General features: G+C 58.8%; 28 protein-coding genes. 19 read left to right on the forward strand and 9 right to left on the reverse strand.

Features of this window, described 5'->3' with window-relative positions; all coding sequences use genetic code 11:
- Positions 1–104: 104 nt before the first annotated feature.
- Positions 105–587, forward strand: coding sequence for a GNAT family N-acetyltransferase (locus tag F8562_RS05645; protein WP_014838578.1), 483 nt, complete (start codon positions 105–107; stop codon positions 585–587).
- On the opposite strand, the gene ptrR is transcribed toward F8562_RS05645, so the two are convergent.
- The gene (ptrR, locus tag F8562_RS05650; RefSeq protein ID WP_004851166.1) at positions 541–1,419 is read right to left on the reverse strand and encodes a putrescine utilization regulator PtrR; all 879 of its coding nucleotides are present in this window, start codon (positions 1,417–1,419) and stop codon (positions 541–543) included. The genes F8562_RS05645 and ptrR overlap by 47 nt on opposite strands.
- A 105-nt stretch (positions 1,420–1,524) precedes the next feature.
- Between ptrR and sad the strand changes: the two genes are divergently transcribed.
- The 7 genes from sad (at position 1,525) to F8562_RS05685 (ending at position 8,888) form a co-directional block, all read left to right on the forward strand.
- A complete protein-coding gene (gene sad, locus F8562_RS05655; protein WP_014229487.1) occupies positions 1,525–2,910 on the forward strand; it encodes a succinate-semialdehyde dehydrogenase in 1,386 nt (461 codons plus the stop codon).
- 204 nt (positions 2,911–3,114) lie between these two features.
- Positions 3,115–4,041 carry a glutaminase B gene (glsB, locus tag F8562_RS05660; RefSeq protein ID WP_014229486.1) on the forward strand — a complete coding sequence of 309 codons (927 nt, stop codon included), beginning with the start codon at positions 3,115–3,117 and terminating at the stop codon, positions 4,039–4,041.
- Positions 4,041–4,415: a DUF4186 domain-containing protein gene (locus tag F8562_RS05665; RefSeq protein ID WP_014838577.1), complete on the forward strand. Its 375-nt coding sequence runs from the start codon at positions 4,041–4,043 to the stop codon at positions 4,413–4,415. Before glsB ends, F8562_RS05665 begins: the two co-directional genes overlap by 1 nt.
- A 107-nt stretch (positions 4,416–4,522) precedes the next feature.
- Positions 4,523–5,935: a GGDEF domain-containing protein gene (locus tag F8562_RS05670; protein WP_032694368.1), complete on the forward strand. Its 1,413-nt coding sequence runs from the start codon at positions 4,523–4,525 to the stop codon at positions 5,933–5,935.
- 89 nt (positions 5,936–6,024) lie between these two features.
- Entirely contained in the window at positions 6,025–6,555 is a 531-nt protein-coding gene (locus tag F8562_RS05675) for a GNAT family N-acetyltransferase (protein ID WP_004851153.1), read from the forward strand.
- Positions 6,556–6,666: 111 nt separating this feature from the next.
- On the forward strand, positions 6,667–8,118 hold the full coding sequence (locus tag F8562_RS05680; protein ID WP_014838575.1) for a tagaturonate reductase: 1,452 nt from the start codon (positions 6,667–6,669) through the stop codon (positions 8,116–8,118).
- A gap of 329 nt (positions 8,119–8,447) precedes the next feature.
- Positions 8,448–8,888: a GNAT family N-acetyltransferase gene (locus F8562_RS05685; protein WP_014838574.1), complete on the forward strand. Its 441-nt coding sequence runs from the start codon at positions 8,448–8,450 to the stop codon at positions 8,886–8,888.
- A gap of 233 nt (positions 8,889–9,121) precedes the next feature.
- Here the strand turns inward: F8562_RS05685 and tam are convergent, their stop codons facing one another.
- Positions 9,122–9,874 carry a trans-aconitate 2-methyltransferase gene (tam, locus tag F8562_RS05695; protein WP_014838573.1) on the reverse strand — a complete coding sequence of 251 codons (753 nt, stop codon included), beginning with the start codon at positions 9,872–9,874 and terminating at the stop codon, positions 9,122–9,124.
- Between the two features lie 185 nt (positions 9,875–10,059).
- On the opposite strand from tam, the gene F8562_RS05700 reads away from it, so the two are divergent.
- From F8562_RS05700 to F8562_RS05725, 6 genes are all read left to right on the forward strand, one after another.
- Positions 10,060–10,896, forward strand: coding sequence for an MBL fold metallo-hydrolase (locus tag F8562_RS05700; protein ID WP_224256587.1), 837 nt, complete (start codon positions 10,060–10,062; stop codon positions 10,894–10,896).
- A complete protein-coding gene (locus F8562_RS05705) occupies positions 10,856–11,086 on the forward strand; it encodes a hypothetical protein (RefSeq protein WP_224256588.1) in 231 nt (76 codons plus the stop codon). Before F8562_RS05700 ends, F8562_RS05705 begins: the two co-directional genes overlap by 41 nt.
- Positions 11,087–11,158: 72 nt before the next feature.
- On the forward strand, positions 11,159–11,527 hold the full coding sequence (locus F8562_RS05710) for a copper-binding protein (protein ID WP_014229479.1): 369 nt from the start codon (positions 11,159–11,161) through the stop codon (positions 11,525–11,527).
- A gap of 13 nt (positions 11,528–11,540) precedes the next feature.
- The gene (locus tag F8562_RS05715) at positions 11,541–12,788 is read left to right on the forward strand and encodes a TolC family protein (protein ID WP_014838571.1); all 1,248 of its coding nucleotides are present in this window, start codon (positions 11,541–11,543) and stop codon (positions 12,786–12,788) included.
- Positions 12,788–14,257, forward strand: coding sequence for an efflux RND transporter periplasmic adaptor subunit (locus F8562_RS05720; RefSeq protein WP_038424552.1), 1,470 nt, complete (start codon positions 12,788–12,790; stop codon positions 14,255–14,257). Before F8562_RS05715 ends, F8562_RS05720 begins: the two co-directional genes overlap by 1 nt.
- On the forward strand, positions 14,254–17,367 hold the full coding sequence (locus F8562_RS05725) for an efflux RND transporter permease subunit (RefSeq protein WP_014229476.1): 3,114 nt from the start codon (positions 14,254–14,256) through the stop codon (positions 17,365–17,367). The genes F8562_RS05720 and F8562_RS05725 overlap by 4 nt, the downstream gene beginning before the upstream one ends.
- Positions 17,368–17,402: 35 nt before the next feature.
- Here the strand turns inward: F8562_RS05725 and F8562_RS05730 are convergent, their stop codons facing one another.
- Both F8562_RS05730 and F8562_RS05735 read right to left on the reverse strand, forming a co-directional pair.
- On the reverse strand, positions 17,403–17,693 hold the full coding sequence (locus F8562_RS05730) for a hypothetical protein (RefSeq protein ID WP_009654750.1): 291 nt from the start codon (positions 17,691–17,693) through the stop codon (positions 17,403–17,405).
- A 192-nt stretch (positions 17,694–17,885) separates the two neighbouring features.
- The gene (locus F8562_RS05735; protein ID WP_014838569.1) at positions 17,886–19,076 is read right to left on the reverse strand and encodes an MFS transporter; all 1,191 of its coding nucleotides are present in this window, start codon (positions 19,074–19,076) and stop codon (positions 17,886–17,888) included.
- A 195-nt stretch (positions 19,077–19,271) separates the two neighbouring features.
- On the opposite strand from F8562_RS05735, the gene F8562_RS05740 reads away from it, so the two are divergent.
- Both F8562_RS05740 and F8562_RS05745 read left to right on the forward strand, forming a co-directional pair.
- Positions 19,272–19,718 (forward strand): glyoxalase/bleomycin resistance/dioxygenase family protein, encoded by a 447-nt coding sequence (locus tag F8562_RS05740; protein ID WP_009654757.1) that lies wholly within the window; start codon positions 19,272–19,274, stop codon positions 19,716–19,718.
- A 49-nt stretch (positions 19,719–19,767) separates the two neighbouring features.
- Complete coding sequence (locus tag F8562_RS05745; protein WP_014838568.1) at positions 19,768–19,986, forward strand: hypothetical protein; 219 nt, start codon at positions 19,768–19,770, stop codon at positions 19,984–19,986.
- Between the two features lie 3 nt (positions 19,987–19,989).
- Here F8562_RS05745 and F8562_RS05750 read toward each other — a convergent pair whose 3' ends face one another.
- A complete protein-coding gene (locus F8562_RS05750) occupies positions 19,990–20,379 on the reverse strand; it encodes a prolyl endopeptidase (protein WP_014838567.1) in 390 nt (129 codons plus the stop codon).
- 156 nt (positions 20,380–20,535) lie between these two features.
- Between F8562_RS05750 and F8562_RS05755 the strand changes: the two genes are divergently transcribed.
- Positions 20,536–21,156: a LysE family translocator gene (locus F8562_RS05755; RefSeq protein ID WP_014229472.1), complete on the forward strand. Its 621-nt coding sequence runs from the start codon at positions 20,536–20,538 to the stop codon at positions 21,154–21,156.
- A 207-nt stretch (positions 21,157–21,363) separates the two neighbouring features.
- Positions 21,364–22,551 (forward strand): YbfB/YjiJ family MFS transporter, encoded by a 1,188-nt coding sequence (locus F8562_RS05765; RefSeq protein WP_014838565.1) that lies wholly within the window; start codon positions 21,364–21,366, stop codon positions 22,549–22,551.
- Here F8562_RS05765 and F8562_RS05770 read toward each other — a convergent pair.
- On the reverse strand, positions 22,534–23,370 hold the full coding sequence (locus F8562_RS05770) for a LysR family transcriptional regulator (RefSeq protein ID WP_014838564.1): 837 nt from the start codon (positions 23,368–23,370) through the stop codon (positions 22,534–22,536). The genes F8562_RS05765 and F8562_RS05770 overlap by 18 nt on opposite strands.
- Before the next feature lie 92 nt (positions 23,371–23,462).
- On the opposite strand from F8562_RS05770, the gene F8562_RS05775 reads away from it, so the two are divergent.
- Positions 23,463–24,509 (forward strand): NAD(P)H-dependent flavin oxidoreductase, encoded by a 1,047-nt coding sequence (locus tag F8562_RS05775; protein ID WP_014838563.1) that lies wholly within the window; start codon positions 23,463–23,465, stop codon positions 24,507–24,509.
- Between the two features lie 31 nt (positions 24,510–24,540).
- On the opposite strand, the gene F8562_RS05780 is transcribed toward F8562_RS05775, so the two are convergent.
- Genes F8562_RS05780 through F8562_RS05790 form a run of 3 tightly spaced genes read right to left on the reverse strand, consistent with a single transcriptional unit; the run spans position 24,541 to position 26,791 of the window.
- Entirely contained in the window at positions 24,541–25,200 is a 660-nt protein-coding gene (locus tag F8562_RS05780) for a methionine ABC transporter permease (RefSeq protein WP_009654800.1), read from the reverse strand.
- Positions 25,197–25,988, reverse strand: coding sequence for a methionine ABC transporter ATP-binding protein (locus F8562_RS05785; RefSeq protein ID WP_014229467.1), 792 nt, complete (start codon positions 25,986–25,988; stop codon positions 25,197–25,199). Before F8562_RS05785 ends, F8562_RS05780 begins: the two co-directional genes overlap by 4 nt.
- Complete coding sequence (locus tag F8562_RS05790) at positions 25,985–26,791, reverse strand: MetQ/NlpA family ABC transporter substrate-binding protein (RefSeq protein ID WP_032719155.1); 807 nt, start codon at positions 26,789–26,791, stop codon at positions 25,985–25,987. Before F8562_RS05790 ends, F8562_RS05785 begins: the two co-directional genes overlap by 4 nt.
- Positions 26,792–26,880 lie beyond the last annotated feature (89 nt).

Here is a 26,880-nt window from a genome sequence, read left to right on the forward strand (position 1 = left end):
CCTCTCAAGGGGGGAGCGCAAGTCGGGTCAGAAGCTATAAGTTAATGCTATGGCGGCTCCGCGGACGCCCCGCGCTACAGTACGCTCAAAAAAGGAGCTTCTTTATGTACACTATCGCCGCGACCCCGCTAAACCACCCGGATCTGACCGCCTTAATTGCCGAGCTGGACGCATACCAGCAGACGCTCTACCCGGCGGAAAGCAATCATCTTATCGACCTGAGCGCGCTACCGGCGGCGTCGGTCATCGCGCTCATTATCCGCGATGGGCAGCACCGGGCCGTCGGCTGTGGGGCCATCGTGCTCGGCGAAGAGGGGATTGGCGAGATGAAAAGGGTGTTTATTCACCCGGCCCATCGCGGCCAGCAGCTGGGGGAAAAACTGCTTGCGGCGCTGGAGAAAGAGGCGATAAATCGCGAATGCCATACCGTACGCCTGGAAACGGGCATCCATCAGCACGCCGCCGTCGCGTTATACATGCGCAATGGCTACCAGACCCGCAGCGCCTTTGCGCCGTATCAGCCGGATCCGTTAAGCATTTTTATGGAGAAGCTGCTGCTTGTCGATCTTCGTTCAGCAGCGCTATAAACGCCTCGAGCTGGCGAGTTTTCGCCCCGCGCCGCCAGACCAGCCAGGTCGTCAGCCAGCGCCACTCTTCGGCCAGCGGCCAGGCGGATACCTGCTGATGGCCCGGCATACTCTCCAGCATGCTACGCGGCATCAGCGCCAGTCCGGCGCCGGCAATGACGCAGGCCAGCATCCCGTGGTAGGACTCCATCTCATGGATCCGCCCCGGGGTGGCGCGATCGGCGTGGAACCAGCTCTCAAAATGACGGCGATAGGAGCAGTTGGCGCGAAACGCGTAGACGCTGGCGCCGTTCACTTCGCTGGCGCGGGCAATGGGCGGGTGGCCAAAGGGCGCGACGATCATCATCTCTTCCGGGAACACCGGTAACCCTTCCAGCCCCGGGTGCACCAGCGGACCGTCAACGAACGCCGCGCTCAGATTTCCCTCAAGTACGCCGTCGATCATGGTGCCGGAAGGACCGGTGGAGAGGGCCAGGTGAATCTTGGGATAGCGCTGATTAAAGTGCGCCAGAGTAGGGGAAATGCGCACGGCGGCGGTACTCTCCAGCGAGCCGAGCGAAAACAGCCCCTGAGGTTCATCTCCGGCGACCACCATCCTCGCTTCATCAACAAGGGCGAGGATCTGCTGGCTATAGCGTAAAAAGCTGTGCCCGGCGGGGGATAACCGCAGCCGCTGATTTTCGCGAATAAACAGTTCGACGCCGAGATCCGCCTCCAGCTGGCGGATGCGTGTGGTCAGGTTTGACGGCACGCGATGCACCTTCTGCGCGGCCTGGGTAATGCTGCCGGTGCTGGCGACGGCGTTGAACATCTCAAGCTGGGTCAGATCCATAGTGTTCTTCTTTTGTGAATGGGTTGCTTAATATTATTCATTTTTAATGAAAGGAAGGGTAAGACAGAATAAGGTCACTTCGCAATCAACACAGAGAGAAAAACGATGAATTTATCTGCTACTCATGCGATTTCCGTGAGTCCGACCACCGGTGAAACTTTGTCGTCTGTGCCCTGGGCCAGCGAACAGCAGGTCGATGCGGCCATTGCCCTTGCGGAACAGGGGTATCGTCAGTGGCGCAACGTCAGCGTGGCGGAGCGCGCTGCGACGCTGCGTAACGTCGGTAGCGCGATGCGCGCCCGTGGCGAAGCGCTGGCGCAAATGATTAGCCGCGAAATGGGTAAACCGATTGCCCAGGCGCGCGGCGAAGTGGCTAAATCCGCCAATCTTTGTGACTGGTATGCTGAACACGGCCCGGCGATGCTCAATACCGAGGCGACGCTGGTTGAAGACAATAAAGCGGTGATTGAGTACCGCCCGATGGGGGCTATCCTCGCTGTCATGCCGTGGAACTTCCCAGTGTGGCAGGTGCTGCGCGGCGCGGTGCCCATTCTGCTGGCGGGCAACAGCTATCTGCTTAAGCATGCGCCAAACGTGCTGGGCAGCGCGGCGATGATCGGCGAAATTTTTGCCGCTGCGGGCGTGCCGGACGGCGTCTTTGGCTGGGTGAACGCCACCAACGATGGCGTTTCGCAAATGATTAACGATCCGCGCATCGCCGCGGTAACCGTCACCGGCAGCGTGCGCGCCGGGAAGGCCATTGGCGCACAGGCCGGCGCGGCGTTGAAAAAATGCGTGCTGGAGCTGGGCGGCTCCGATCCCTTTATCGTGCTTAAAGATGCCGACCTTGACGAGGCGGTGAAAGCGGCGGTGATAGGTCGCTACCAGAATACCGGTCAGGTCTGCGCCGCGGCGAAGCGTTTTATCGTCGAAGCGGGCATCGCCGAGGCCTTTACGCAGAAATTTGTCGCCGCCGCTGCCGCGCTGAAAATGGGCGACCCGCGCGATGAGCAGAACTATATTGGGCCGATGGCGCGGTTCGATCTGCGCGATGAGCTGCACGAGCAGGTGCGCGCGACCTTAAAAGAGGGGGCGACCCTGCTGCTGGGGGCGGAAAAAATCGAAGGCGCCGGCAACTACTACGCGCCGACGGTGCTCGGAAACGTTACCGCGGAGATGACCGGTTTCCGCGAGGAGCTGTTTGGCCCGGTGGCGACGATTACCGAAGCCCGCGATGCCGATCACGCGCTGGCGCTGGCTAATGATAGCGAATTTGGCCTTTCAGCAACGGTTTACACCACCAGTGAAGCGCAGGCCCAGCGTTTTGCCGATGAGCTGGAGTGCGGCGGAGTGTTTATCAACGGCTACTGTGCCAGCGATGCCCGCGTGGCGTTCGGCGGCGTGAAGAAAAGCGGATTTGGCCGCGAGCTCTCCCATTTTGGTCTGCATGAATTCTGCAACGTGCAGACCGTCTGGAGAGATCGCCGCTAGCCTGCGGAAAAATCCCCGGGTTGCGGCTAACGCCTTTCCCGGGCTACCGATTCGTGCGATTTGCGGGTTTGGTAGCCCGGGCAGGCGCCCCGCTGACGAGCGAACCATCCCCCTGGCGACGCGAGGGCGAGAAAGAGGCTGTTTCTTCGCGTCCCGTGCGCCTATAATTACCGCCCGAATTTTGTTGTTGGCAAGGAGCCGCGCGTGGCGACGGTAATGAATAACGCAATGCTCGATGCCATTTTGGCTGAAGTCAGGCCGCTGATTGGTCGCGGTAAAGTGGCGGACTATATTCCGGCGCTGGCCAGCGTCAGCGGCGATAAGCTCGGCGTGGCTATCTGTACGGTCGACGGTCAGCACTACAGCGCCGGCGACGCGCACGAGCGCTTCTCTATCCAATCTATCTCGAAAGTCCTGAGCCTGGTGGTCGCGATGAACCACTATCAGGAAGAGGAGATCTGGCAGCGGGTGGGTAAAGATCCCTCAGGCCAGCCTTTCAACTCGCTGTTGCAGCTGGAAATTGAACAAGGCAAACCGCGTAACCCGTTTATTAATGCCGGGGCGCTGGTGGTCTGCGATATGCTGCAAAGTCGTCTCAGCGCGCCTCGCCAGCGGATGCTGGAAATCGTGCGTCGTCTGAGCGGTGTGGGCGATATCGCCTATGACCCGGTGGTTGCCCGCTCGGAGTTCGACCATTCGGCGCGCAATGCCGCGATAGCCTGGCTGATGAAATCGTTCGGTAATTTCCATAACGATGTCGCCACGGTGCTGCAAAACTATTTCCACTACTGTTCGCTGGAGATGAGCTGCGTAGAGCTGGCGCGCACCTTTCTGTTTCTTGCCGACCGAGGTATCGCTCCGCACCTTGAGACGCCGGTTATCGCCCCCATTCAGTCGCGGCAGGTCAACGCGCTGATGATGACCAGCGGCATGTATCAGAACGCCGGTGAGTTTGCGTGGCGCGTCGGTTTACCGGCGAAATCCGGCGTCGGCGGCGGGATTGTGGCCATCGTTCCGCAGGAGATGGCGATTGCGGTCTGGAGCCCGGAGCTCGATGACGCCGGGAACTCGCTGGCCGGGATCGCTTTACTGGAAAAACTCACTCAAAAACTGGGGAGGTCGGTATTCTGATGGTGCCCATAGAAAACCTGTTTGCCCGCCTGCAGCGCTCCACTTTTCGCTCCCGTTTTCGCCTCGGCGTGAAAGAACGGCAGTATTGTTATGATAAGGGCGCGGAGGTTATCGACCAGCACGCGGCGGACTTTATCGCCAATCGGCTGGCCCCTGCGCAAATTCCTAACGACGGTAAGCAGACCCCGATGCGCGGACATCCGGTGTTTATCGCCCAGCATGCCACCGCGACCTGCTGTCGCGGCTGTCTGGAAAAGTGGCACGCGATCCCGCGGGGGCGCGGCCTCAGCGACGAAGAGCAGCGCTACGTGGTGCAGGTGATTCACCGCTGGCTGGTGATCCAGATGAATTCGCCGGACCGCAGCAGACTGTAATTCATCGGGCGGCGGTATATGCCTGATAATTATTCTCATGATATGATGAACCGCTTACTAATTATTAACATAATAATTGCCTGAAACAATTAGACGGATAATCATGAATGTCTCCACTGTCGATTCGGTCATTCACGCTGTTTCGTGAGGAACAGCCCGTGCGTGATGCGCTGGTGTTGTTCACTTTAACGCTACTACTGCATTTCTTTGGCGCGATGCTGCGTCTGGTACAAGAATTGTCGTTCTTCTGGCCGCTGAACGCGGTAATGGCGGGGATTTTTGCGCGTTATATCTGGCTAAATCGCAGCTATTTTTACGCCGTTTGTTTTGCCGCCATGCTGGTATATGACGGTTTAACATCTCGTTGGGGAATGGGGTTCGCCTCCTTTCTGATCAACTTCTCCAATATCGTTTTTATCGTCACCCTGGCGCAGCTCATTTTGTGGGATAAGCGCCGGGCTGATTCGATGCCGGGACCGATAAATGCGCTAAGCCTGTTTTGCTACTGTCTGCTGGCGGCGCTGCTCTGCGCGGCGGTCGGGGCTCTGGGTTCGGTAGATGTGGAACGCGCCACGTTTATTCCCCAACTGGCGGACTGGTTTAGCGAACAGTTTTCGACTGCCGTGCTGATCCTGCCGTTCATTTTAACCCTCACGCTCCCTTCGGCGTTCGGGCGTTTTCGCCTGCGTCAGCTGTTACCGGCGATTGCGCTGGTGCTGTCGATTGTGCTCGGCGTGGCGGTGGGCGGGGCCGGGAGCATAACCTTCCCGTTACCGGCGCTGATTTGGTGCGCGATTCGCTATCCGCTGCCGTTAACCTGCCTGTTGACCTTTATTACCGGGATTAGCGAAATTCTGCTGGTGGCGAACTCGCTTATCCATCTCTCCCCCGATACCCGGATGCAGCCGTGGCAGCTGTTCTCAACGCGCCTGGGGATTGCTGCGATGCTGATCAGCCCCATCATCGTCGCTTCCAGCGTTGAGGCGATTAATAACCTGGTCAAACAGCTGGCCCTGCGCGCTGATTTCGACTTCCAGACCCGGGTCTATTCTCGCTCCGGGTTAAGCGAAGCGTTGAAACGTCAGCCGATCGCGGAAAACGAGCTGCTCACCGTGATGGTGCTCGACATCGACGGCTTCAAGCAGGTTAACGATCGCTGGGGCCACGAGTGCGGCGATTGTATGCTGGCCCAGTTTGCGCAGCAGGTGCGGCAGCTGGTGGGTGAAGAGGGCATGGTGGCGCGTATTGGTGGGGAAGAGTTTGCCGTCGCGGCGCTGACCTCATCCGCGCGAGACGGAGTGCTGCTGGCGGAAAAAATTCGCCAGGGCATCGAGTCGCAAACCTTCACCTGGGGGCAAAACAGGATCCAGCTGACCATCAGCATGGGGCTGGAGAGCCGGGCGCCGGGTTCAGCCAGAGTAACGGATCTGTTCAACCAGCTGCTCATGGTCGCCGATGATTCTATGATTCGGGCAAAAAAAGCCGGACGCAATCGTATTTTTACGCAAGAAATGGTCTGAATCGTACATAAGAAAATACGATGGTAATTCCGCTTGTGTTAAATATAAGTTAAAAACATAGTGATGTGGTCAATTTCAAGGAGTTACCTATGACCACATCCTTTTCTCTGCGCACGCTGTCGCGTGACGATATTCTTGAACACCTTCCTGAATTAACCGACATCCTCGTCAGCTGCGTCAACGGCGGGGCCTCGGTGAGCTTTATGCTGCCTTTTTCCCCGGAAACCGCGACGGCGTTCTGGCTGCGAATGGCGCAGAGCGTCGCCGCCGGTGAGCGCATTGTTCTCGCCGCAGCGGATGCGCAGCAGCGGCTTGTTGGTACGGTACAGCTGATTACTGACCAGCCGGAAAACCAGCCGCACCGCGCCGATGTCGCCAAACTTCTGGTTCACCAAAATGCGCGGCGTCAGGGGCTGGCGAATGCGCTCATGTCCCGGCTGGAAGCCATCGCGCGCGAGCAGGGTAAGAGCGTTCTGGTGCTGGATACGGCGACGGGCAGCGGAGCAGAAAACTTTTATGTACAGTGTGGTTGGGAAAAAGCCGGGGAAATTCCACGCTATGCGCTGATGCCCGACGGCGAGCTGACGGCAACATCGCTGTTCTATAAATTTCTGTCATAAATTTTATATTGCATACAGCTTTGATCAAAACAGGGTTTCACTTGCGTAAAAACCTGATAACTTATTGGACCAATTACTCAGGTTGTATGACTACTCTATGAGGGAACCCTTGTGAAAACACTAAACCGTCGCGATTTCCCGGGCGCGCAGTACCCTGAACGTATCATTCAGTTTGGCGAAGGTAACTTCCTGCGCGCGTTTATCGACTGGCAGATCGATCTGCTGAACGAGTATACCGACCTGAATGCCGGGGTGGTGATCGTGCGTCCGATTGAGAGCTCATTCCCGCCGTCGCTCAGCACCCAGGATGGCCTCTACACCACGATTATTCGTGGCCTGAACGAGAAAGGGGAAGCGGTCAGCGATGCGCGTCTGATTCGCTCGGTAAACCGCGAAATCAGCGCCTATGCGGATTACGATGAACTGCTGCGGCTGGCGCACAACCCGGATATGCGGTTTGTGTTTTCCAATACCACCGAAGCGGGTATTAGCTACCACGCGGGGGACCGCTTCGAGGATGCGCCTGCGGTGAGCTATCCGGCAAAACTGACCCGCCTGCTGTTTGAACGCTACAGCCATTTCTCCGGCGCGGCGGATAAAGGCTGGGTCATCGTTCCCTGCGAGCTGATTGATTATAACGGTGAAGCGCTGCGGGAACTGGTGCTGCGCTATGCGCAGGAGTGGGCGCTGCCGGAAGCGTTTGTGGCATGGCTGGATGAAGCCAACGCTTTTTGCTCCACCCTGGTAGACCGTATTGTGACCGGCTATCCGCGCGATGAAGCCGCGCAGATTGAAGAGCAGCTGGGGTATAAAGACGGTTTCCTCGATACCGCCGAACATTTCTACCTGTTTGTCATTCAGGGGCCGAAATCCCTGGCCGCCGAGCTGCGCCTCGATAAGCTACCGCTTAATGTGCTGATTGTTGACGATATTAAACCGTACAAAGAGCGTAAAGTGGCCATTCTTAACGGCGCGCACACCGCGCTGGTGCCGGTCGCCTTCCAGGCAGGCCTGGATACCGTGGGCGAAGCGATGAACGATGCGGAAATCTGCTCATTCGTCGAGAAGGCGATTTATCAGGAGATTATTCCGGTTCTCGATCTGCCGCGCGATGAGCTGGCGTCCTTCGCCAGCGCGGTAACCGGTCGTTTCCGTAACCCGTACATCAAGCATCAGCTGCTGTCTATCGCGCTGAACGGCATGACTAAATATCGTACCCGCATTCTGCCGCAGCTGCTGGCGGGCCAGAAGAAAGAGGGGGTTCTCCCGACGCGCCTGACCTTTGCGCTGGCTGCGCTGATCGCCTTTTATCGCGGCGAGCGTAACGGTGAGAACTATCCGGTTCAGGATGATGCCGAATGGATGGAGAGCTATAAGGCGCTATGGGCCCAGCATCGGGATGCGCAAATCACTACCGGCGAGCTGGTAAAAGCCGTACTGTCCGTTGAATCCCACTGGGAGCAGGACCTGACGAAAGTGCCGGGTCTGGTTGATCGGGTCACGCAGGATCTGGATGCTATTCTGCGCGACGGCATGCGCGCCGCCGTTAAGCCATTATGCTGATACTCTGAAGCCCGCTGACGGACGACCTGAATAGCGTCGATCGTGTCGGCCGGGTAAGGCGTAAGCCGCCGCCCGGCACTCATCCGGGCACATTGCTAAAGCGATGGAGCATTAATCTCAACCCGGCAGCTGCCGGGTTAGTTTGGCATTCGAATTAGTTACAACATACTTCTGTGTTTTTTTATAAACGCAGGTCTGAAAGATTGTGCCCATTTCGTCCGGCAGCGGAAACAGGGGCAATTAAGAGAAAAAGATGAATTGTGCCCCCGGCGGTTGAACTAATTATCTGACTGGAAAATAATGGCTTATCCAAACGAGGGATGAGACCCATGGTCATTGAAATTCGTGAAGTGAGCCAGCAGGACAAAGCGCAGTGGCTACAGCTATGGGAAGGCTATACCCGTTTCTACGGTAGCCCGCAGCCGTCCGACGTCACGGAATATACCTGGCAGCGGATGCTTGATTCCGCTTCTCCCATGCTGGGCCGGGTTGCCCTGGCGGATGGCAACGTCGCTGGATTTGCGATTTGTGTCCTTCACGAAGGCACCTGGGTAAAGACGCCTGTTTGCTATCTGGAAGATCTGTTCGTTGCCCCGCCGATGCGCGGAAAAGGCATCGCCAGGGCGTTGATGCAGGCGCTGCAAGCGGAAGGGAAAGAGAAAGGGTGGTCGCGGCTGTACTGGCACACTCGTACTGATAATCCGGCCCGGCGTCTGTATGATGAGTTTACGCCCGCCGATGACTATGTTCGTTACCGCGTGACGCTCTGAAAATCTGAGATTAAGAAGTTATTAAGATTTCCCCTGTAAAACAGGGGAAACGACTCAGGAGTAACAAAATGGAAAAACGCATAGAGACGGTTGTGAACCTCATCATGTTTCTTTCGCTGCTGGCCACCGCATGGGATCTCTCTCTGGTCCATCATCTGTCCTGGTAAACCTGGCCTACGGCGCCTGCTTCCTGCGCCGTAGCGTTCTCTCCCTCTTTTTACACTCCGATGGCGCTAGCGGCGCGCGACGATAAACAGGCGTGGAAATCGCAGTAGCACCTTTCCGTTACACTGTAACGGATAGTGCTGTTTCAGCCGCTCCAGATAGCGTTCGAGAAACGCCTGGCGCTGCTGTTCATCAAGCGGTTGTAAAAACGGTCGCAGGCCCGTGGACTGTAGCCATTCAATAATGGCCTGGTGCGATGCCAGCGGGTGATGGTAGGTGGTGCGCCAGATATCTACCTCGCAGCCGCTGGGGGTCAGCATATCGTAATACTCCGACACATCCGGCAGCGGCTGCCGCCCACTGGCCGGATGCCCCATCTCTTCAGCAACCTGACGCATCAGCGCGTGCGAGGGCTCTTGCCAGTTCACCGGCATTTGCACCGCCAGTACGCCGTTTTTCGCAAGATTGCTGACCAGATATGGGAAAAGGCGCTGATGATCCGTGAGCCACTGCAGCGAAGCATTGGCATAAATGACGTCCGCCGGCCGCTCGGGGCGAAACGCAGTGATATCCGCCTCGACGAACCGGCAGTCCGGTAGCTGCCGGGAGGCCTCTTCCAGCATGGCCGGAGAATTATCAACGCCGATAATCGTGGCATCTGGCCAGGCATCGCGCAGCAGAGCGGTACTGTTGCCAGGTCCGCAGCCCAGATCAACGGCCAGCGTGGCGGGATGGTGGGCGATGCGGGCGAGAAGCTCGGCGGCGGGCCGCGTACGCTCAGCGCCGAATTGCAAATAAAGTGAAGGATTCCAGTCTGCCATAGCGCGCTCCGGTTAAGAGAAACTCGTTCATCAGCATAGACGGCAATGCTTATCTGGCAACTAAACAGAATCAATATGTTACTTTATTGTGACGCCGTCACTTTTCCTTATGCAGGGTTCATCACGGCATCCCCGCCAGCGGTTGGCTACAGTAGGCGTCGTAAACCAGGGGGGATGGTCATTAAATGGCGTTAATCATTAAGGTGTTACTCGAAAACCGGCTTGGCAAGGGGCAGGACAGCCTGCTGCAGGCGAAACCCGGATTAAGCCTGCTTGTGGAGGATGAAACCAGCCGGGTGCTGTTTGATACCGGGCCAGACGGCACGTTTCTTCATAATGCGCAGCGTATGGGCGTCTCTTTATCTGACCTGACCGCCACGGTGCTCTCCCACGGACATTACGATCACTGCGGCGGGGTGCCGTGGCTGCCGGACAACAGCCGTATTATTTGTCATCCGCAGATTGGACTCACCCGCTACTCGGCGTTATCTCTCGCAGGACGCAACTGGAAAGTCAAAAAGCTGTCGCGAGATATCGACTACTCCCGCCACCGCATGGAGTACAGCCGCGAGCCGGTGGCGATCGGCGAACGACTGCTGTGGTCCGGTGAGATTACGGTCGCTCACCCGCGTGCCTATGGCCTCCTGACGGGTCAATCCCAGGGTGAGGACTATATTGTCGATGAAGGCGTCCTGATCTACCGCTCGACGCGAGGGTTAGTCATTATCTGCGGCTGCGGACATCGCGGATTGATCAATACCGTTCGCCACTGCCAGAAGATCACCGGCATCCAGCAGGTATACGCCATCATCGGCGGTCTTCATCTGCGCAGCGCGCCGCCGTGGGCAATTCGTCAGCTTAGACAATTCTTGCGCCAGCAGAAGGTCGAGGAGGTGATGGCCTGCCACTGCACCGGTTCATGGGGGCGCTGGTGGCTAGCGGAGGGTGCAGATTCACCATATTGTCGATGGCATGATGAACATGCCCGGCATGGAAAACGTCGGCCAGAAAGTTATCTGTGAGAAGCACTGCGACCCCGATACCGCGCAGCCTAACTCCTTAACCTCTCTACAGCTGAACGCGCTCCCCTCCGAAACCGCGCTACTCGTGGTTTCCCCGCAGCAGGAGACCTGCGCTGAACGTATGGACTGGCGCACGCCGCCGGTCACCGGTCCGCCGGTTGAGATACGCTTCTGCCGTTTCAGGGAATAACGCACCGTTAAAAACATCCATCAGATCTGCCCGGTCTGCGGGCGACTTTATGTTTTTTTCGGAGACTTTATTATGCGTTCGACCTCTATTTTTCTGCTTATTACCAGCGTACTGACCTTTTCCTTCAGCGCATTTACCGCCAGCGCGGAAGACGCCGCGATGCACCATCACACCATGTCCTCCATGGCGGATATGCCGGAGATGAAGAAGGCGGATGATTCCGCCACGCTTTATTCGGCCAGCGGGGTCATTAAAGCCTGGCGCGACGATGCCGTCGTGATTGCCCACTCTCCGGTTACCGAGCTGAACTGGCCGGCGATGACCATGAGCTTTGCGCTCGCTGATAACCACGATAAAAAGCTGGCGGTGGGAGAGCAGGTCGATTTCACCTTCCGCCAGACCGACTCCGGCTACGCGATCGTTTCAATTACCGCGCGATAATTCCGGAGTCATTATGCACATCTTCAATAAGGCGGCCTGCGGGCTGCCGCTTTTACTGTCGCTGATGTCCACCAACGGCTGGGCAACGACGCTTTCTGAGGCCCTGTCGGCGGCGGAAAACTACTCCGCCGAGCTCTCCGCCAACGATCATCAGGTTAACGCTTTGAAGAATATGGCGGATTCCGCGATGCAGCTCCCCGATCCGAAGCTGAAATTTGGTATTGAAAACGTCCCGCTGGGCGGCAATAACGCCGGCCGCCTCACCCGCGAGGGGATGACCATGCAAAGAGTTGGCGTGATGCAGGACTACGTCAGCAGTACCAAGCGTGAACGGAAAGCCGACTCCATTACCGCCGAGGCGCGCCAGACCGCCGCTAATGCCGATGTTATTCGTGCCCGGCTGCAGCGGGAAACCGCCCAGGCGTGGCTGGCGCTGGCGGTGGCGCAGAAGTCGCTGCGCTCGGTGCAGACGTTGATTAGCGAAACGTCCCGGCAAATCGACGTACAAAAGGCCGGCGTCAGCAGCGCCAGCGCCAGTCCCAGCAGCGTGCTGGACGTTCAGCTGGCGCTGAATGCGATGAAAAATGAGCAGGATAACGCCCGCCGCGATGTCCAGATCGCCCAGGCGCGCCTGTTGCAGCTCACCGGGAAGGAGGTCCGCGATATCTCCGGCCCGCTGCCGCGCATTGAACGTCTGCCTGCCGACGAAGCCGACCTAATGGCCGGGATTAAACTTCACCCGGAAGTGATCCAGGCCGCCAGAGAAGCCGATCTGGCGAAAGCGAAATCAGGTCAGTCGGAAGTCGCGGCGATCCCCGACGTGGGCGTTGAGGTTTATTACGCCCGACGCGGTGATGATTATGACGACATGGTGGGGGTCATGTTTACCGTCGATATGCCTATTTTTCAGGGCAAACGTCAGGACAAAGACCACGCAGCGGACGTCTCCCGTACCTATGAAGCCAACGATCGGCTGACGTTATTGATGCGCGAACATCAGGCGCAGCAGTATCAGCTGATTTCGCAATATAACGCCGCGAAAGCCATTTACGATCGCCAGCAAAGCGAGGTGATGCCGCTGCTGCGCAAGAAGGTGAGTCTCGTCAATGCCCAGTATCGGGGCGGCAGCTCCGCGCTGCCTGATCTGCTCGCCGCTCGTCGCGATCTCCTGAGCGGAGAAATTGCCAGCAACAATGCGGAGAAAGCGCTTGCCGATGCGTGGGCCGCTATTCGCTACCTTATTCCACAGGATGTTAAATAATGAAGCTTAAATCTGCTCTTACCCTTGTGGCGCTGGCCGTCGCCCTTGCCGCCGCGGGCGGCTACTGGCTGGGTTCGCGAAGCGCGCCGATGCCCGCCGCTGGCGGCGGCCAGGCGGAAACGGGCCGCAAAGTGCTGTACTGGTACGATCCAATGGCCCCCGCTACGCGCTTTGATAAACCGGGTAAATCGCCGTTTATGGATATGGATCTGGTGCCGCGTTACGCCGATGAAGGCGCGGGAGAAGACGCCGGGGGCGTGCAGATTAGCGCCCGCCAGCAGCAAAACCTTGGCGTCCGTACGGCGAACGTCTCCCGCCAGACGCTGGCGATGAAGCTCAATGCTTTTGCTACCGTGGCCATTGATGAGCGGGGCGTTGAAACGGTACCGGCGCTGGCCAGCGGTCTGATTGAGAAACTTTACGTCAACGCCTCCCAGCAGTTTGTGAAAAAGAACGAGCCGCTGGCGGAGCTGTGGATCCCGCAGTGGGCGGCGGCGCAGCAGGAGTATCTGGCGGTGAGGCGGCTGGGCGATAGCGGGCTGACCGCCGCGGCCCGCGACCGCCTGCGGCTGCAGTTTATGCCGGAAGCGGTTATCCGTAGCGTTGAGCGCAGCGGTCAACCGCAAACCCGCATGACGGTGCGCGCGCCGCACGATGGCTACGTCAGCAAGCTGGATGTGCGCACCGGCGCGCAGGTCACGACAGCCCAACCGCTGTTCGAGCTGGCCAGCCTCGATCCGGTCTGGATCGTGATTGATTACCCGCAAAGCCAGGCCAGCCTGCTGCGCGAAGGCAGTAAGGTGACGGCCACCACCGGCAGCTGGCCCGGTATGGCGTTTCAGGGAACCGTCAGCGAACTGCTTCCCGACCTCGAAGCCACCACCCGTACGTTGAAAGCCCGCGTAGTGCTGAATAATCCGCAGCATCGGCTCAAACCGGGCATGTATTTGAACGTTGAGCTGGCTGAGGCGCAGCAGGAGAGCGCCGTTCTGGCTATTCCGGAAGAGGCATTAATTGCCACCGGCACCAGCAATCGGGTGCTAATCGCCGACGGCGAGGGGCATTTCCGTCCGGTCGAGGTGACCGCAGGGCGAACGCAGAATGGTCTGGTCGAGATTAAATCCGGCCTCGAAGCGGGCCAAAAGGTGGTGACCTCCGGGCAGTTCCTGATTGACTCCGAAGCCAGCCTGCGCAGCGCGCTGCCGCAAATGGCCGGGCAAGAGGAGGAAGCAAAAAGCTACTCAGCGCAGGGCGTTATTAAGGCCGTGAACGATGAGGCGGTAACCATTGCGCACCAGCCGGTACCGGCGCTGAAATGGCCGGCGATGATCATGGATTTTGCTATTACGCCGCAGCTGCGGGAACAGATGCGGCCCGGCGAGTCGGTGATGTTTCATTTCGTCCTGACCGATGAAGGGGCGCGAGTCACCTCAATGATGCCGCTGAACGGCGCTAAGGAGCAGCCATGATTGCCGCCGTTATCCGCTGGTCATTGCGCAACCGCCTGCTGGTATTGCTGGCGACGCTGATTATGGCTGCCTGGGGCGTCTGGTCGGTACAGCAGGCGCCGCTGGACGCGCTGCCGGATCTCTCCGATACCCAGGTGATCATTCGCGTGAGCTATCCGGGGAAAGCGCCGCAGATTGTCGAAGATCAGGTGACCTACCCGCTGACCACCACCATGCTGTCGGTGCCGGGAGCGAAAACCGTGCGCGGCTTTTCGATGTTCGGCGATGCTTATGTCTATGTGCTGTTTGATGATGGAACGGACCCGTACTGGGCGCGCTCCCGCGTGCTGGAGTACCTGAGCCAGGTCCAGAGCAGCCTGCCGCCGGAAGCGAAAGCGTCGCTGGGGCCGGATGCCACCGGCGTCGGCTGGGTGTTTGAATATGTGCTTACCGACAAAAGCGGCCAGCATAGCCTCGGCGACCTGCGGGCGATTCAGGACTGGATCCTCAAATATGAACTGAAAACCGTGCCGGATGTTTCGGAGGTGGCCAGCGTCGGCGGAATGGTCAAAGAGTATCAGGTGATCCTTAATCCTGACCGGCTGCGGGCGCTGAACGTCACCCACGAGCAGGTGATTAGCGCGATCCAGAGCGCCAACCAGGAAGGGGGCGGTTCGGTGCTCGAGCTGGGCGAAGCCGAATATATGGTACGCACCACCGGCTACCTGAAATCCATCGACGACTTTAACCAGGTGGTTATCGCTGCGCGCAGCGGCGTGCCGGTACTGCTCTCCGACGTCGCCAGCGTGCGCCGGGGACCGGCGATCCGGCGCGGCGTCGCCGAGCTCAACGGCCAGGGCGAGGTGGCAGGCGGGATAATCATTATGCGCTCGGGTAAAAACGCGCTCAGCACCATTAACGCGGTAAAGGCCAAACTGGCGGAAGTGCAAAAAAGCCTGCCCGCAGGCGTGGAGATTGTTCCGGTCTACGATCGTTCGCAGCTGATTAAAAACTCCGTCGAGACCCTGACCCATAAGCTCATTGAGGAATTTATCGTCGTGGCGGTGGTCTGCTCGCTGTTTCTGTTCCACTTCCGCAGCGCGCTGGTGGCGATGATCACGCTGCCGCTGGGGATCCTTGGCGCGTTTATTGTGATGCACTATCAGGGCGTCAGCGCCAATATGATGTCGCTCGGCGGGATTGCGATCGCCATCGGGGCCATGGTCGATGCGGCAATCGTGATGATAGAAAATATGCATAAGGTTCTGGAGCAGTGGCGGCACGAGCACCCTGAACGCCAGCCGTCCTCCGCCGACTACTGGCAGATTGCCCAGCACGCGGCGTCGGAAGTGGGGCCGGCGCTGTTTTGCAGCCTGCTGATTATCACCCTGTCGTTTATTCCGGTGTTCACCCTCGAGGCTCAGGAGGGCAAGATGTTCTCGCCGCTGGCCTTCACCAAAACGTATTCGATGGCGGTGGCCGCCGGACTCGGGATCACCCTGGTGCCGGTGCTGATGGGCTACTTTATTCGCGGCAAAATTCCTGATGAAACCGCCAATCCGCTCAACCGCTGGCTGATTCGCGCCTATGAGCCGCTGCTGGATAAAGTTTTGCAGTGGCCGAAGGCGACGCTGGCGGCGGCGGGCCTGCTGCTGGTTGCCACGCTGTGGCCGCTGGCGCAGCTCGGCAGCGAATTTCTGCCGCAAATTGACGAGGGTGACCTGTTGTATATGCCCTCCACGCTGCCGGGGATCTCCAGCCGCGAAGCCGGACGCTTACTGCAGCAGACCGACCGTCTGATCAAGACCATTCCTGAAGTGCAAAGCGTATTCGGCAAGGCCGGGCGGGCGGACAGCGCTACCGACCCGGCGCCGCTGACCATGCTGGAAACCACGATTCAGTTCAAGCCGAAAAGCGAATGGCGGCCCGGCATGACCATGGATAAGCTGATCGAGGAGCTCGACAATACGGTGAAGGTACCGGGGATAGCCAACGTCTGGGTACCGCCGATCCGTAATCGCCTGGACATGCTGGCGACCGGCATCAAAAGCCCGGTCGGCATCAAAGTGAACGGTAACAATCTGGCGGAGATCGAAAAGACCGCCGAAGAGATTGAGCGCATCGTGCGTAGCGTACCGGGGGTGACGTCGGCGCTGGCGGAACGCCTCGACGGCGGCCGCTATATCGATATCGCTATCGACCGGGTGAAAGCCGCCCGCTACGGCGTGTCGGTGAAGGAGCTGCAGTCAATCGTCGCCAGCGTCGTCGGCGGCGATAACATCGGCGAAACCATCGAGGGGCGAGAACGTTACCCGATCGGCGTCCGCTACCCGCGCGAAATGCGCGACTCGCTGCAAAAGCTGCGCGATCTGCCGGTAGTGACCAGCGGCGGGGCGCAGGTCGCGCTCTCGGAACTGGCGGACATCACCATTACCGACGGCCCGCCGATGCTGAAAAGCGAAAACGCCCGCCTGTCGGACTGGATCTACGTGGATATTCGCGGGCGCGACTTAAAATCCGCAGTTGATGAAATGCAGAGCGAGGTCGGCAAACGGGTCAGGCTGCCGGAAGGCATCTCGCTGACCTGGTCCGGGCAGTATGAGTACCTTGAGCGCGCCACCGCGAAGCTGAAAATCGTGCTGCCGTTTACCCTGATGATTATCTTTATCCTGCTTTACGTCACTTTCAGCCGCGTTAAAGACGCTCTGCTGATTATGGGAACTTTGCCGTTTTCGCTGATCGGCGGCGTCTGGCTGCTCTGGCTGCTGGGCTACAACCTGTCGGTAGCCGCCGCCGTGGGCTTTATTGCGCTTGCCGGCGTGGCGGCGGAGTTCGGGGTGATTATGGTGCTCTATTTGAACCAGGCGATCGCGAAACGCCGCTCCGAGCTGAACGATCGCGCGCTCAACGAGGCGATTCATGAAGGGGCCGTGCTGCGCGTGCGCCCGAAGGTGATGACCGTGGCGACAATCATGGCCGGACTGCTGCCGATTATGTGGGGAGGGGGCACCGGTTCGGAGGTGATGCAGCGTATCGCCGCGCCGATGATCGGCGGGATGATCACCGCGCCGCTGCTCTCGATGCTGGTGATCCCGGCAGTCTATCTCCTGACGCACCGTAACAAACGCTAAAGTACAACGCCCGGGCCAGGCGGCTCGGGCGTGAATCAGTCGGCGTTCTTAAGATCTTCCGCGCGTTTGGCGGTGGCGTAGACAAAATCGAGCATGGGTTCAAGGTCGGTATCGTAGCCGGCCTGAATGATTTTGCCGCGCAGCCATTCGATCTCGCTGGTAATATCCGGGTGGAATATATTGTTGTCCTGCGCTTTGCGCAGCCACTTGAGCAGGAAATTATTTTTCCCGCGGATACCGCCTGATTTCTTCGATTTTGCGTGTATTTTCAGCGCCACCAGAATGCAGTAATAGAAATGAACGCGCTGATTAAAACTTTGGTGCATGTCTTTATTCCCGCCAGAATCAGGTTGCGGACGGGCATGGACCTTAAACATGCGGTCTCTGATATTCACCCGTACCACCATCGCGCCGCTTGCCGGACGCTGAGGCGATGGTGGCACGGAAGCCGAATTGCCGTCAATTATTGATTAATTTTTTACCCATATTTGCGCCGGTTATCTTTCGACGATGCTTCCTCAGGTTCGCGGTAAAGCAGCGCGTTGTTGCAGGTAAATGCGCAAAATCAAGATAAATGCCAGCGCGACCACCGCCGCCGCCAACAAATAAATAGTCTCCAGATCGTAATAACCGGCCACCCAGCCGGCGACCGGGCCGGTTAATCCCAACGCCAGATCGAGAAAGGCCGAATAGGTGCCCAGCGCGGTGCCCTGATTCTGTTCTTCAACCTGTTTCACCGCTTCCACGCCAAGCGCCGGGAAGACCAGCGAAAAGCCCGAGCCGGTGAGAAAGGCGCCCATTCCGGCCATCCACGCCGAGGAGGCCGACCAGATGATCAGCAGGCCGATACATTCGATCGCAAAACAGATTAACGATACCGGCACGCCGCCGTAGCGGGTAATGGTGTTGCCCAGGATCAGGCGGATGCAGATAAAACCGATGCTGAACAGGGAGAGGGTAAACGCCGCGCCTTGCCAGCTATGGGCGGAGAAGTAGAGGGTAATAAAGGTTGCGATAACCCCAAAACCGACGGTACCCAGCGCCAGCCCCAGCCCGTAGGGCCAGATTTTGCGCGCCACCACATGAAACGGCGCTCTGATCCCCGCCGTCACGCTGACGTCCTGCCGCGTACGGGCATAGAGCAGGCCAGCCGCCGCCGCCAGGATCACCACGGCGGCAAATCCGCTGATGCCAAAATAGCCGTTAAGCATGACACCCAGCGGGGCGCCGACCGCCATGGCGACGTAGGTCGCCACGCCGTTCCACGAGATCACCCGCGAAGTGTGAATCGCACCGACGGTTTTGATCCCCCAAAGGGTCGCGCCGGTGGCGGTAAAACTTTCCCCGACGCCGAGGAAAATGCGCCCCACCAACAGCGCGGCAACGGCCAGCGGCGGCGAGGATTGCAGCAAGACCGCGAGCAGCGTGAAGAGACCGCTGAGCAGGCAGCAAACAATCCCCCGACTGACGACTTTTTTCGGCCCCCAGATGTCGGTGTAGCGGCCCGCATGCGGGCGGCTGATCAGGGTTGAGATGTACTGAAGGCTGATGACCACGCCGGCGATAAAGGGGCTATAGCCCAGCTGATAGTGGATATAGCCCGGCAGTACGGCGAGCGGCAGGCCAATAGAGAGATAGCAGATACAGGTAAAAACAACGATAGAAATAATACGCAGATTAAGCTGAGTGGTGCTGGCGGAAGTGGTCATAACGCGAAGTATTGCAAACCAAAGGGAGGCTAAGCATAGCGCAGCGCCGTCGGCCGCAACGAGCAGAGCATGCGTTTTCTCAATGATTCAGGTAAACGCACTAAAAATAGTCATGAGAAAAGAGGATTCTGGGAAAGTCGTGCGCGGCAGAGTATAAAATCTGTTAACGCATCACGGATAATGACAGGAGAGAGTATGGAATACGATTTAGACGGTATGGATGTGCTTTTTGTCGCCGGCTTTGGGCCGATAACGCAATCGACGCCGGCCAGCAGGGAGTTTTATGTGGCTGCGCTGGGCCTGCCGCTAAAACCGATGCCCGGTAACGAAGAGTATCTGCTGACCGAACATGACGCCATCGGCGGGGTAAAACATTTTGCCCTGTGGCCGCTGGCGCAGGCGGCGCGCTCCTGCTTTGACGCCGATCTCTGGCCTGACTATCTGCCGGTGCCGCAGGCGTGGGTCGAGTTTGAAGTGCGCGATATCAACACCGCCACCGACGCGCTGAAGGCCAGAGGCTATCGTCTGCTGGTGGACAACCGCATTGAGCCGTGGGGGCAAACCGTCACGCGGCTGCTGAGCCCGGAAGGGCTGCTGACAGGGATTACCGTGACCCCGTGGCTGCGCGAGGGCAAAGCATAATGGCATGCATGAGCCGCCCATCATCCCCTGCGATCGGCAGGGTGATGGAATGCTGATTTATGACGTATTCGGGCGCCATATTGGCGTCCAGCGCCAGGGCGAACGCTGGCTACTTTTCCGCGTCGATCTGAACGAGCGTAAATGCTCGCCGCTGCGTGGGATCATCATCCCGGACGATTTCCCGGAGGCGGAAATTCCCTGCTGGCTGGGCGATATTTTTCACGAGGCGGCAAGCCCGCGCCATCCTGACGTCCGGCTTATGGAGTAGCGCCTACGGCCAGCTTCTGTTCTGCAGCACCACGCGATAACCGTCGCCTTCGACAAAGGTTTTACCGTTCACATTCCAGTACGGATTGAACGCGCTGACCGGCGCAAAACCGGCGGTCAGCATTTTCGCACACTGTTCCCGCCATTCTGCGGCTTCCGGGTAATAAAGCACCAGCAAATCTTCCTCGCCCGGAGAGGGCTTCACCGGATGATGATGGCAGAGGGTGAATTCAAGATGCCAGCCGAGATCGCGGCGTCCGACCATCACGCCGCTAAAGCCGTCATGATCGGCAAACTGCGCGATCTGCTCCAGCCCAAGGCCTGTGCAGTACATGTGGCTACTGAGTGAAAGGTCGGTGACCGGCCTGGCGATGCGGATAGCGTTAAGCGTCATAACAGCCTGTATCAATAAAGGTTTGGTCGATTGACTGTATCCGCTTTTGCGGCGGCCATTTGTCACAAAGAGCTTTTAACGCGCCCGGCAAAGCGAATTTATTCGATTGTCTCTGCGGCGGGTTTTATCTAGAATCTTCGCTTTCGGAGAGAGAAAATGTCCGTTGCTGATTCCCTTCTTGCTTACTCTTTTGCTGCGCTGTTGCTCACCCTTACCCCAGGCCTGGATACCGCTTTAATTCTGCGAACCGCTACCGTTGAAGGCGGAAAAAAAGCCTTTCAGGCGGCGCTGGGCATTGATACGGGATGTTTTATCTGGGGGGCGGCGGTCGCCTTCGGTCTTGGGGCGCTGCTGGCGGCATCGGAGCTGGCGTATGACCTGCTCAAATGGTGCGGGGCCGCCTATTTATGCTGGCTGGGCATTCAGTTAATTCTCAAGCCGCGCGGTCATTTTGTTCATCAGGACAGGGCGGCGGCGCCGGCAAGTAACTGGTTTTTAAAAGGGATGATGGGCAATGTGCTCAATCCGAAAATGGGGATCTTTTACGTCTCTTTCCTGCCGCAGTTTATTCCGACCGGCCACTCGCCCATCGTCTGGACGTTCCTGCTGGTCGCCATCCACGTGGCGATCGGGACGCTCTGGTCGTTAACGCTAATCCTGACCAGCCGCTCTGCCGCTCGGCTATTAAAGACGCCGCTATTTATTCGGTGGATGGACCGCGCAACCGGCGGCCTCTTTATGTTATTTGCTGCCAAACTGGCTTTTAGCCACCGTTAAATCCCTCTGGACAAGGATGTCCAGCGCCTCACTCCACATTTCGTTACTCGCCGAAGCATCCCCCGGCCGTTGCCGTAAAGTTTCTCCCCGCAGGCCGGGCGCTGCCGCATGGCGCTGCTTGCGCATCGTGGCAAGCGAAATCATAATAAATAAAGAATTATTATTATTTATGATTCTTTATTTGAGAATAATAATGGAGGGGTGTGGGTGAACGTTTTTGCAACCAGGCCGGAATGGAAGGCCTTTCTGCTGGCGCTGGCCGGTTCGGTCGTGCTGATCGTTGGCATGGGCTATGGCCGATTTGCCTATACCGGGATCCTGCCGCTGATGCTCAATGAGCAGCTGCTGACGCTGCGTGAAGGTAATCTTGCCGCTTCGGCGAACTATGCCGGCTATCTGGCCGGCGCGCTGCTGCTGGCGAAAGCCAGGCCCGCGGACGCCAGGTGGCTAAGCCTGCTTTCCGCACTGTTGACGCTGGTGTGCCTGGCCTTACTGGCGTTCCTGGTTTCCCCCCTGGCGATTATTGTGGTGCGCGGAATTGCCGGATTACTCAGCGCGGTGACGCTGATCGCCGCCTCCCTCTGGCTACTGCAGCATATGAAGCACCCTAACGGCGCGCCGGTGCTTTTTTCTGGCGTCGGAATGGGGATATTCTTGTCGGCGGAATTTATCTCCCTGGGGAAGGCGCTGGCGCTCTCCAGCCAGCAGATATGGCTGATATGTGCGATAAGCTCTGGCGTGCTTTTTGTTCTCGCGCTGCGTCTGCTGCTGAGCCCCGCCGACTACCTTATCGCTTATCAACCCGCCGCGACCGCACACCGCGAGGAGGGCGAGGGGCGGGTGCGGGAGGCGTGGAAACTGCTGCTGATTTATGGCCTGGCCGGCTTCGGCTACATTATTACCGCCACCTATCTTCCGCTGTTTCTCAGCGGTTCGCTGAACGTTATCGATCCGGTGCAGATCTGGGCTATTTTCGGCCTCGCCGCCGTTCCCTCCTGCTTTATCTGGCACCGGCTGGTCATCAAGCTCGGCTACCGCCGCGCGTTTACCCTTAATTTGCTGATTCAGGCAATCGGCGTCATTCTCCCGGCGTGGAGCCATGCGTTACCGTTTTGCATATTAAGCGCGCTGCTGGTGGGTTGCACCTTTTTGGGCACCGTGACCATCGCGCTGTCCGAGGGGCGGCGGCTTAATCATCTGGTTTCGTTCAATATGATTGCCGCCATGACCGCGACCTACGGCATCGGGCAAATCGTCGGCCCGCTGGTTGCCGGAACGCTGTATGACCGCAGCGGGTCGTTTAATCCTTCGCTGAGCGCGGCCGCCATTGCGCTGCTGGCTGCCGCCGCGCTGGTGGCGGCAGGGGCGGGGCGAGCGTCAAAGGTCGGAGGCTGACTCCAGAAGCTGGCGCATTTTCTCGAGGGCGGGGGACGCGTAGCCTTTGCGCCAGATAAGCTGGGTGATCGCCTGGCCAACCGGCCGCAGCTGGCTGGCTTCGGGCAGCGTCAGGGTATCGAGCACGCTCTGCGGCACGATACCGGCATAGCCGCCGGAGGCGACGCAGGCGAGCATCGCGTGATAGGAGCCGACGTCCTGGATCTCGCTCTCCACCTCCTCTGATTGCGCCAGAAACGCTTCGCCCATCGCCCGGTAGGTACAGCCCTGCGCAAAGGCGGCAAAGCGAAAGCGCTGTGGATTGGCAGGAAGCACCAGCAGCAGCTGTTCTTTAAAGATGGATACGTACTCCAGATCATCGGGCGGAGGCGTTCCCTGCGGCAGGCTCACCAGCGCGCAATCCAGCGCGGCGTCCAGCACCTGTTGGGTCAGCTGACGGGTGGGCTGGGTTTTGAGGGTGAGCGTCACCTCCGGGCACAGCGCGCGAAACCGGGGAAGCAGCGGCGGCAGGCGGCTGGCGGCGGTGGCGTCCATCGCCCCCATGCGTAAATTGCCGCCCGGCGTCGCCGGATGCAGCGCCTGTCTGGCCTCTTCGGCCAGGTTGAGGATCTTCAGCGCGTAGCCCAAAAAATGTTCACCGGCGGGGGACAGCAGCATCCTTTTATTGCCGCGGGCAAACAGCTCCACGCCCAGCTCCTCTTCCAGCTGGTGAATGCGGGTGGTGATATTGGACTGGGCGCGCCCCAGCCGCTTTGCCGCGCGGGTGACGCTGCGCTCTTGCGCCACCGTTTTAAAAATCTCTAATGTGGTGTGGTTCATATTTTTATTCTTAATTTGAAAATAATGTTGATCTTATCATCTCTAAAAGAGATTTTAATGGCCCGAACGCACAAATTTAAACAGGGCAAACCATGAGCAACAGGCTTACGCAGCAGCTTGATATTGATTACCCCATTATTCAGGCACCGATGGCCGGCGTGTCGACGCCGGAACTGGCGGCAGCGGTCAGCGGGGCCGGCGCGCTCGGCTCGCTGGGGCTGGGCTCGTCAACCGTAGAGCAGGCTGAAACGCTGATTAACCGGACCCGGCGCTTAACCACCCGTCCGTTTAACGTCAATCTGTTTTGCCACGCCCCGGCGGTAAGGGATCCGCAGCGTGAAGCCCGGTGGCTGGCGCGGCTGCGCCCGGAATTTGCGCGCTTTGGCAGCTTGCCGCCGGAGACGCTGGCGGAAATTTATCTCAGTTTTCAGCAGCAGCCGCGGATGGCCGAGCTGCTGCTCGACCTGACTCCGGCGGCGGTGAGCTTTCATTTTGGCGTGCCGGATCGTGAAACCCTTCGCCGACTGCGGGAAAAGGGGATCGTCACTCTGGCGAGCGCGACCAGCGTGGCAGAGGCGCTGCTGGCCGTAGAGCAGGGAATCGATATGGTGGTGGCGCAGGGCTACGAGGCCGGCGGCCATCGCGGCTTCTTTGATCCGCTGGCGCCCGACGGGCAGATGAGCACCTTTACTCTGGTTCAGACGATAAGACGGCATACCGATATTCCGCTTATCGCCGCTGGCGGCGTGATGGACGGCGCGGGAATTAACAGCGTAATGAACCTGGGCGCAGACGGGGCGCAGCTAGGGACGGCGTTTCTGCTGTGCCCTGAATCGTCCACGGATGGCGGATACCGTGAGGCCCTTAAAAGCGCATCTGACGGGCAAACGGTTTTAACCTCAGCCATTTCCGGACGCCCGGCGAGATGTCTGGTTAACGGCTGGCATGAAATAAACGATCCGCCGCTGATTCCGGCTTATCCCGTGGCTTACGACGCCGGAAAGGCGCTGGCATCGGCGGCGAAAGCGCAGGGAGATCGTCAGTACGGTGCGCACTGGGCCGGGCAGGGAGTGAGCCTGATTCGCGAGCTGCCGGCAGCGGAGCTGATACGCACCCTGGTGCGCGAAAGCGGGTTTTAATCGCGGATGGCGCGCGGCCACCCGCTTATTGTTAACGACGGTGGGCGAGGCCGCGGACCAGACGGTCGCCGGCCATCTGCACGCCCTGCACCAGCGCGACCAGAATGAGCACGGTACCGAACATCACCTCGTTATTGAAGCGCTGATAGCCGTAGCGAATAGCCAGATCGCCCAGTCCGCCGCCGCCAATCACGCCCGCCATCGAAGAGAAGCCGATCAGCATAACGATGGTCAGCGTGATGCCGGCCAGCAGCGTCGGCAGCGCTTCCGGCAGCAGCGATTTAAAGATCACGTGCCAGATATTGCCGCCCATCGATAAAATCGCCTCGATACGCCCGTAATCCACTTCATCCAGCGCGTTCTCCGTCAGCCGCGCAAAGAACGGAAAGGCGCCAATGGTGACCGGAACCACCGCGGCGGTACTGCCGAGGGTGGTGCCAATAATCAGCCGGGTGAATGGGATCAGCGCGATCAGCAGCACGATAAACGGCAGCGAACGACCAAAGTTGATAATCGCGCCCAGCACGGCGTTGAGCTTCGGCATCGGCGCCAGGCCGTTGCGGCGTGAAACAAACAGCAGCACGCCGGTCGGCAGCCCGAGCAGCACGGTAAACAGCGCCGCCAGGCCGACCATATAAACGGTATCTACCGTGCCCTGAAGCAGCAGCGGCCAGAGATCTTCCCAACTCATGCTACTCCGCATAATGGCCTCCCGTGAAAACCGTGGCGAGCGAGGAAATCCCGCTCTGCCTGAGGATCGTGCAGCAGCGACTGCCGTAGCCGCGACCATGGCGCCACCAGCAAATCGGCAATTCTGCCGCTTTCAATAATCTCCCCGTGCTCCAGCAGCGCCGCGTGGTCGCAGAGGGTTTTCACCACTTCCAGCTCATGGGTGATCAGCACGATGGTGAGGTTCAGCTTTTGGTTGATATCCGCCAGCAGGCTGAGCACCGAGGCCGTGGTCTCGGGGTCGAGGGCGCTGGTGGCCTCATCGCACAGCAGCACATCCGGCCGCGCGGCCAGCGCGCGGGCGATCCCCACGCGCTGTTTTTGCCCGCCGGAAAGCTGTGACGGAAAGGCGGCGGCTTTATCCGCCAGCCCGACCAGTTCCAGCAGCTCCGCCACCCGCGCCTGACGGGCGGCTTTCGGCACTTTGGCTATCTCCAGCGGCACCGCGACATTGTCGGCGACGCTGCGGGCGTGAAGTAAATTAAAGTGCTGGAAGATCATGCCGGTACGCAGCCGGTACTCGCGCAGCGCGGTTTTATCCATCCGGGTAATATCGTTCCCGTTCACAATAATGCGGCCCGACGTGGGCCGCTCCAGCAGATTCAGGCAGCGTATCAGCGTACTTTTGCCTGCACCGCTGCGGCCGAGGATGCCGTAAACGGCTCCTCTCGGCACCTGCAGAGAGACATCGTTTAGCGCCGGTCGGCCTGTTCCGGCATAGGTTTTACTCAGCCCGACAATCTCAATCATGACTGAGGAGCAACCGGGATCACCGAGCCGTTATACTGCTTACGAATAAATTCGGCGACCTGCGGCGAGGTGAGGTCTTTGGCCAGCGCCTTGATGCGCGGATCGTTCGCCAGCGCCGGCGTTGTCACCAGAATGTTGGCGTACGGGTTGTTGGTCGCGCTCTCCAGACCCAGCGCGTCTTTGGCCGGCACCAGCCCGGCTTCCAGCGCGTAGTTGCCGTTTATCACCGCCAGGTCAACGTCATCCAGCGACCGCGGGATCTGCGGTGATTCAATCTCAAGGATTTTCAGGTGCTTCGGGTTTTCCACGATATCTTTCGGCGTCGCCAGGGTTGTCGCCGGGTCGGTAAATTTTGCCGCCAGCTTAATCAAACCCTGATTTTGCAGCAGGAACAGCGCGCGGCTCAGGTTAGTGGTGTTATTCGGTACCGCCACGGTGGCGTTCTCGGGCAGCGATTTAAAATCTTTATGCTTGCGCGAATAGATCCCCAGCGGCTCAATATGGACGGTCGCAGCGACGGCGAAGGTTTTGCCCAGCGCTTTCTCCTGATCTTTCAGATAGGGGACGTGCTGGAAGTAGTTGGCATCGACATCGCCGTTGGCCAGCAGTTCGTTGGCGTTAACGCCGCTGGTGAGTTCGACGATTTTCAGGTCGAGGCTGGGATCGATCTTCTTAATGTAGTTAAGGATCTCGGCGTGCGGCACCGGGTCCGCGGCGACGCGCAGCGCGGCGGCCTGGGCGGAACTCCATGCCAGAGAGAGAGACAGTGCAACCCCTGCCAGTTTAAATGCGGCATATTTCATCATTTTATTCCTTGTATTGTTGTTATGTTTATACCCGTCATACTTCAAATTGCATGCGCGTTGGCTGCGCGCGCTCACCCGAATCACTT

It is taken from the genome of Klebsiella sp. RCJ4, assembly GCF_009025755.1.
Lineage (GTDB): Bacteria > Pseudomonadota > Gammaproteobacteria > Enterobacterales > Enterobacteriaceae > Klebsiella > Klebsiella michiganensis.

Coding starts and splice junctions, on each gene's coding strand:
- F8562_RS05645 (WP_014838578.1), top strand. CDS start 105: ATGTACACTATCGCCGCGACCCCGCTAAACCACCCGGATCTGACCGCC.
- ptrR (WP_004851166.1), bottom strand. CDS start 1,419: ATGGATCTGACCCAGCTTGAGATGTTCAACGCCGTCGCCAGCACCGGC.
- sad (WP_014229487.1), top strand. CDS start 1,525: ATGAATTTATCTGCTACTCATGCGATTTCCGTGAGTCCGACCACCGGT.
- F8562_RS05665 (WP_014838577.1), top strand. CDS start 4,041: ATGGTGCCCATAGAAAACCTGTTTGCCCGCCTGCAGCGCTCCACTTTT.
- F8562_RS05670 (WP_032694368.1), top strand. CDS start 4,523: ATGTCTCCACTGTCGATTCGGTCATTCACGCTGTTTCGTGAGGAACAG.
- F8562_RS05675 (WP_004851153.1), top strand. CDS start 6,025: ATGACCACATCCTTTTCTCTGCGCACGCTGTCGCGTGACGATATTCTT.
- F8562_RS05685 (WP_014838574.1), top strand. CDS start 8,448: ATGGTCATTGAAATTCGTGAAGTGAGCCAGCAGGACAAAGCGCAGTGG.
- tam (WP_014838573.1), bottom strand. CDS start 9,874: ATGGCAGACTGGAATCCTTCACTTTATTTGCAATTCGGCGCTGAGCGT.
- F8562_RS05700 (WP_224256587.1), top strand. CDS start 10,060: ATGGCGTTAATCATTAAGGTGTTACTCGAAAACCGGCTTGGCAAGGGG.
- F8562_RS05705 (WP_224256588.1), top strand. CDS start 10,856: ATGCCCGGCATGGAAAACGTCGGCCAGAAAGTTATCTGTGAGAAGCAC.
- F8562_RS05710 (WP_014229479.1), top strand. CDS start 11,159: ATGCGTTCGACCTCTATTTTTCTGCTTATTACCAGCGTACTGACCTTT.
- F8562_RS05715 (WP_014838571.1), top strand. CDS start 11,541: ATGCACATCTTCAATAAGGCGGCCTGCGGGCTGCCGCTTTTACTGTCG.
- F8562_RS05720 (WP_038424552.1), top strand. CDS start 12,788: ATGAAGCTTAAATCTGCTCTTACCCTTGTGGCGCTGGCCGTCGCCCTT.
- F8562_RS05725 (WP_014229476.1), top strand. CDS start 14,254: ATGATTGCCGCCGTTATCCGCTGGTCATTGCGCAACCGCCTGCTGGTA.
- F8562_RS05730 (WP_009654750.1), bottom strand. CDS start 17,693: ATGCACCAAAGTTTTAATCAGCGCGTTCATTTCTATTACTGCATTCTG.
- F8562_RS05735 (WP_014838569.1), bottom strand. CDS start 19,076: ATGACCACTTCCGCCAGCACCACTCAGCTTAATCTGCGTATTATTTCT.
- F8562_RS05740 (WP_009654757.1), top strand. CDS start 19,272: ATGGAATACGATTTAGACGGTATGGATGTGCTTTTTGTCGCCGGCTTT.
- F8562_RS05745 (WP_014838568.1), top strand. CDS start 19,768: ATGCTGATTTATGACGTATTCGGGCGCCATATTGGCGTCCAGCGCCAG.
- F8562_RS05750 (WP_014838567.1), bottom strand. CDS start 20,379: ATGACGCTTAACGCTATCCGCATCGCCAGGCCGGTCACCGACCTTTCA.
- F8562_RS05755 (WP_014229472.1), top strand. CDS start 20,536: ATGTCCGTTGCTGATTCCCTTCTTGCTTACTCTTTTGCTGCGCTGTTG.
- F8562_RS05770 (WP_014838564.1), bottom strand. CDS start 23,370: ATGAACCACACCACATTAGAGATTTTTAAAACGGTGGCGCAAGAGCGC.
- F8562_RS05775 (WP_014838563.1), top strand. CDS start 23,463: ATGAGCAACAGGCTTACGCAGCAGCTTGATATTGATTACCCCATTATT.
- F8562_RS05780 (WP_009654800.1), bottom strand. CDS start 25,200: ATGAGTTGGGAAGATCTCTGGCCGCTGCTGCTTCAGGGCACGGTAGAT.
- F8562_RS05785 (WP_014229467.1), bottom strand. CDS start 25,988: ATGATTGAGATTGTCGGGCTGAGTAAAACCTATGCCGGAACAGGCCGA.
- F8562_RS05790 (WP_032719155.1), bottom strand. CDS start 26,791: ATGAAATATGCCGCATTTAAACTGGCAGGGGTTGCACTGTCTCTCTCT.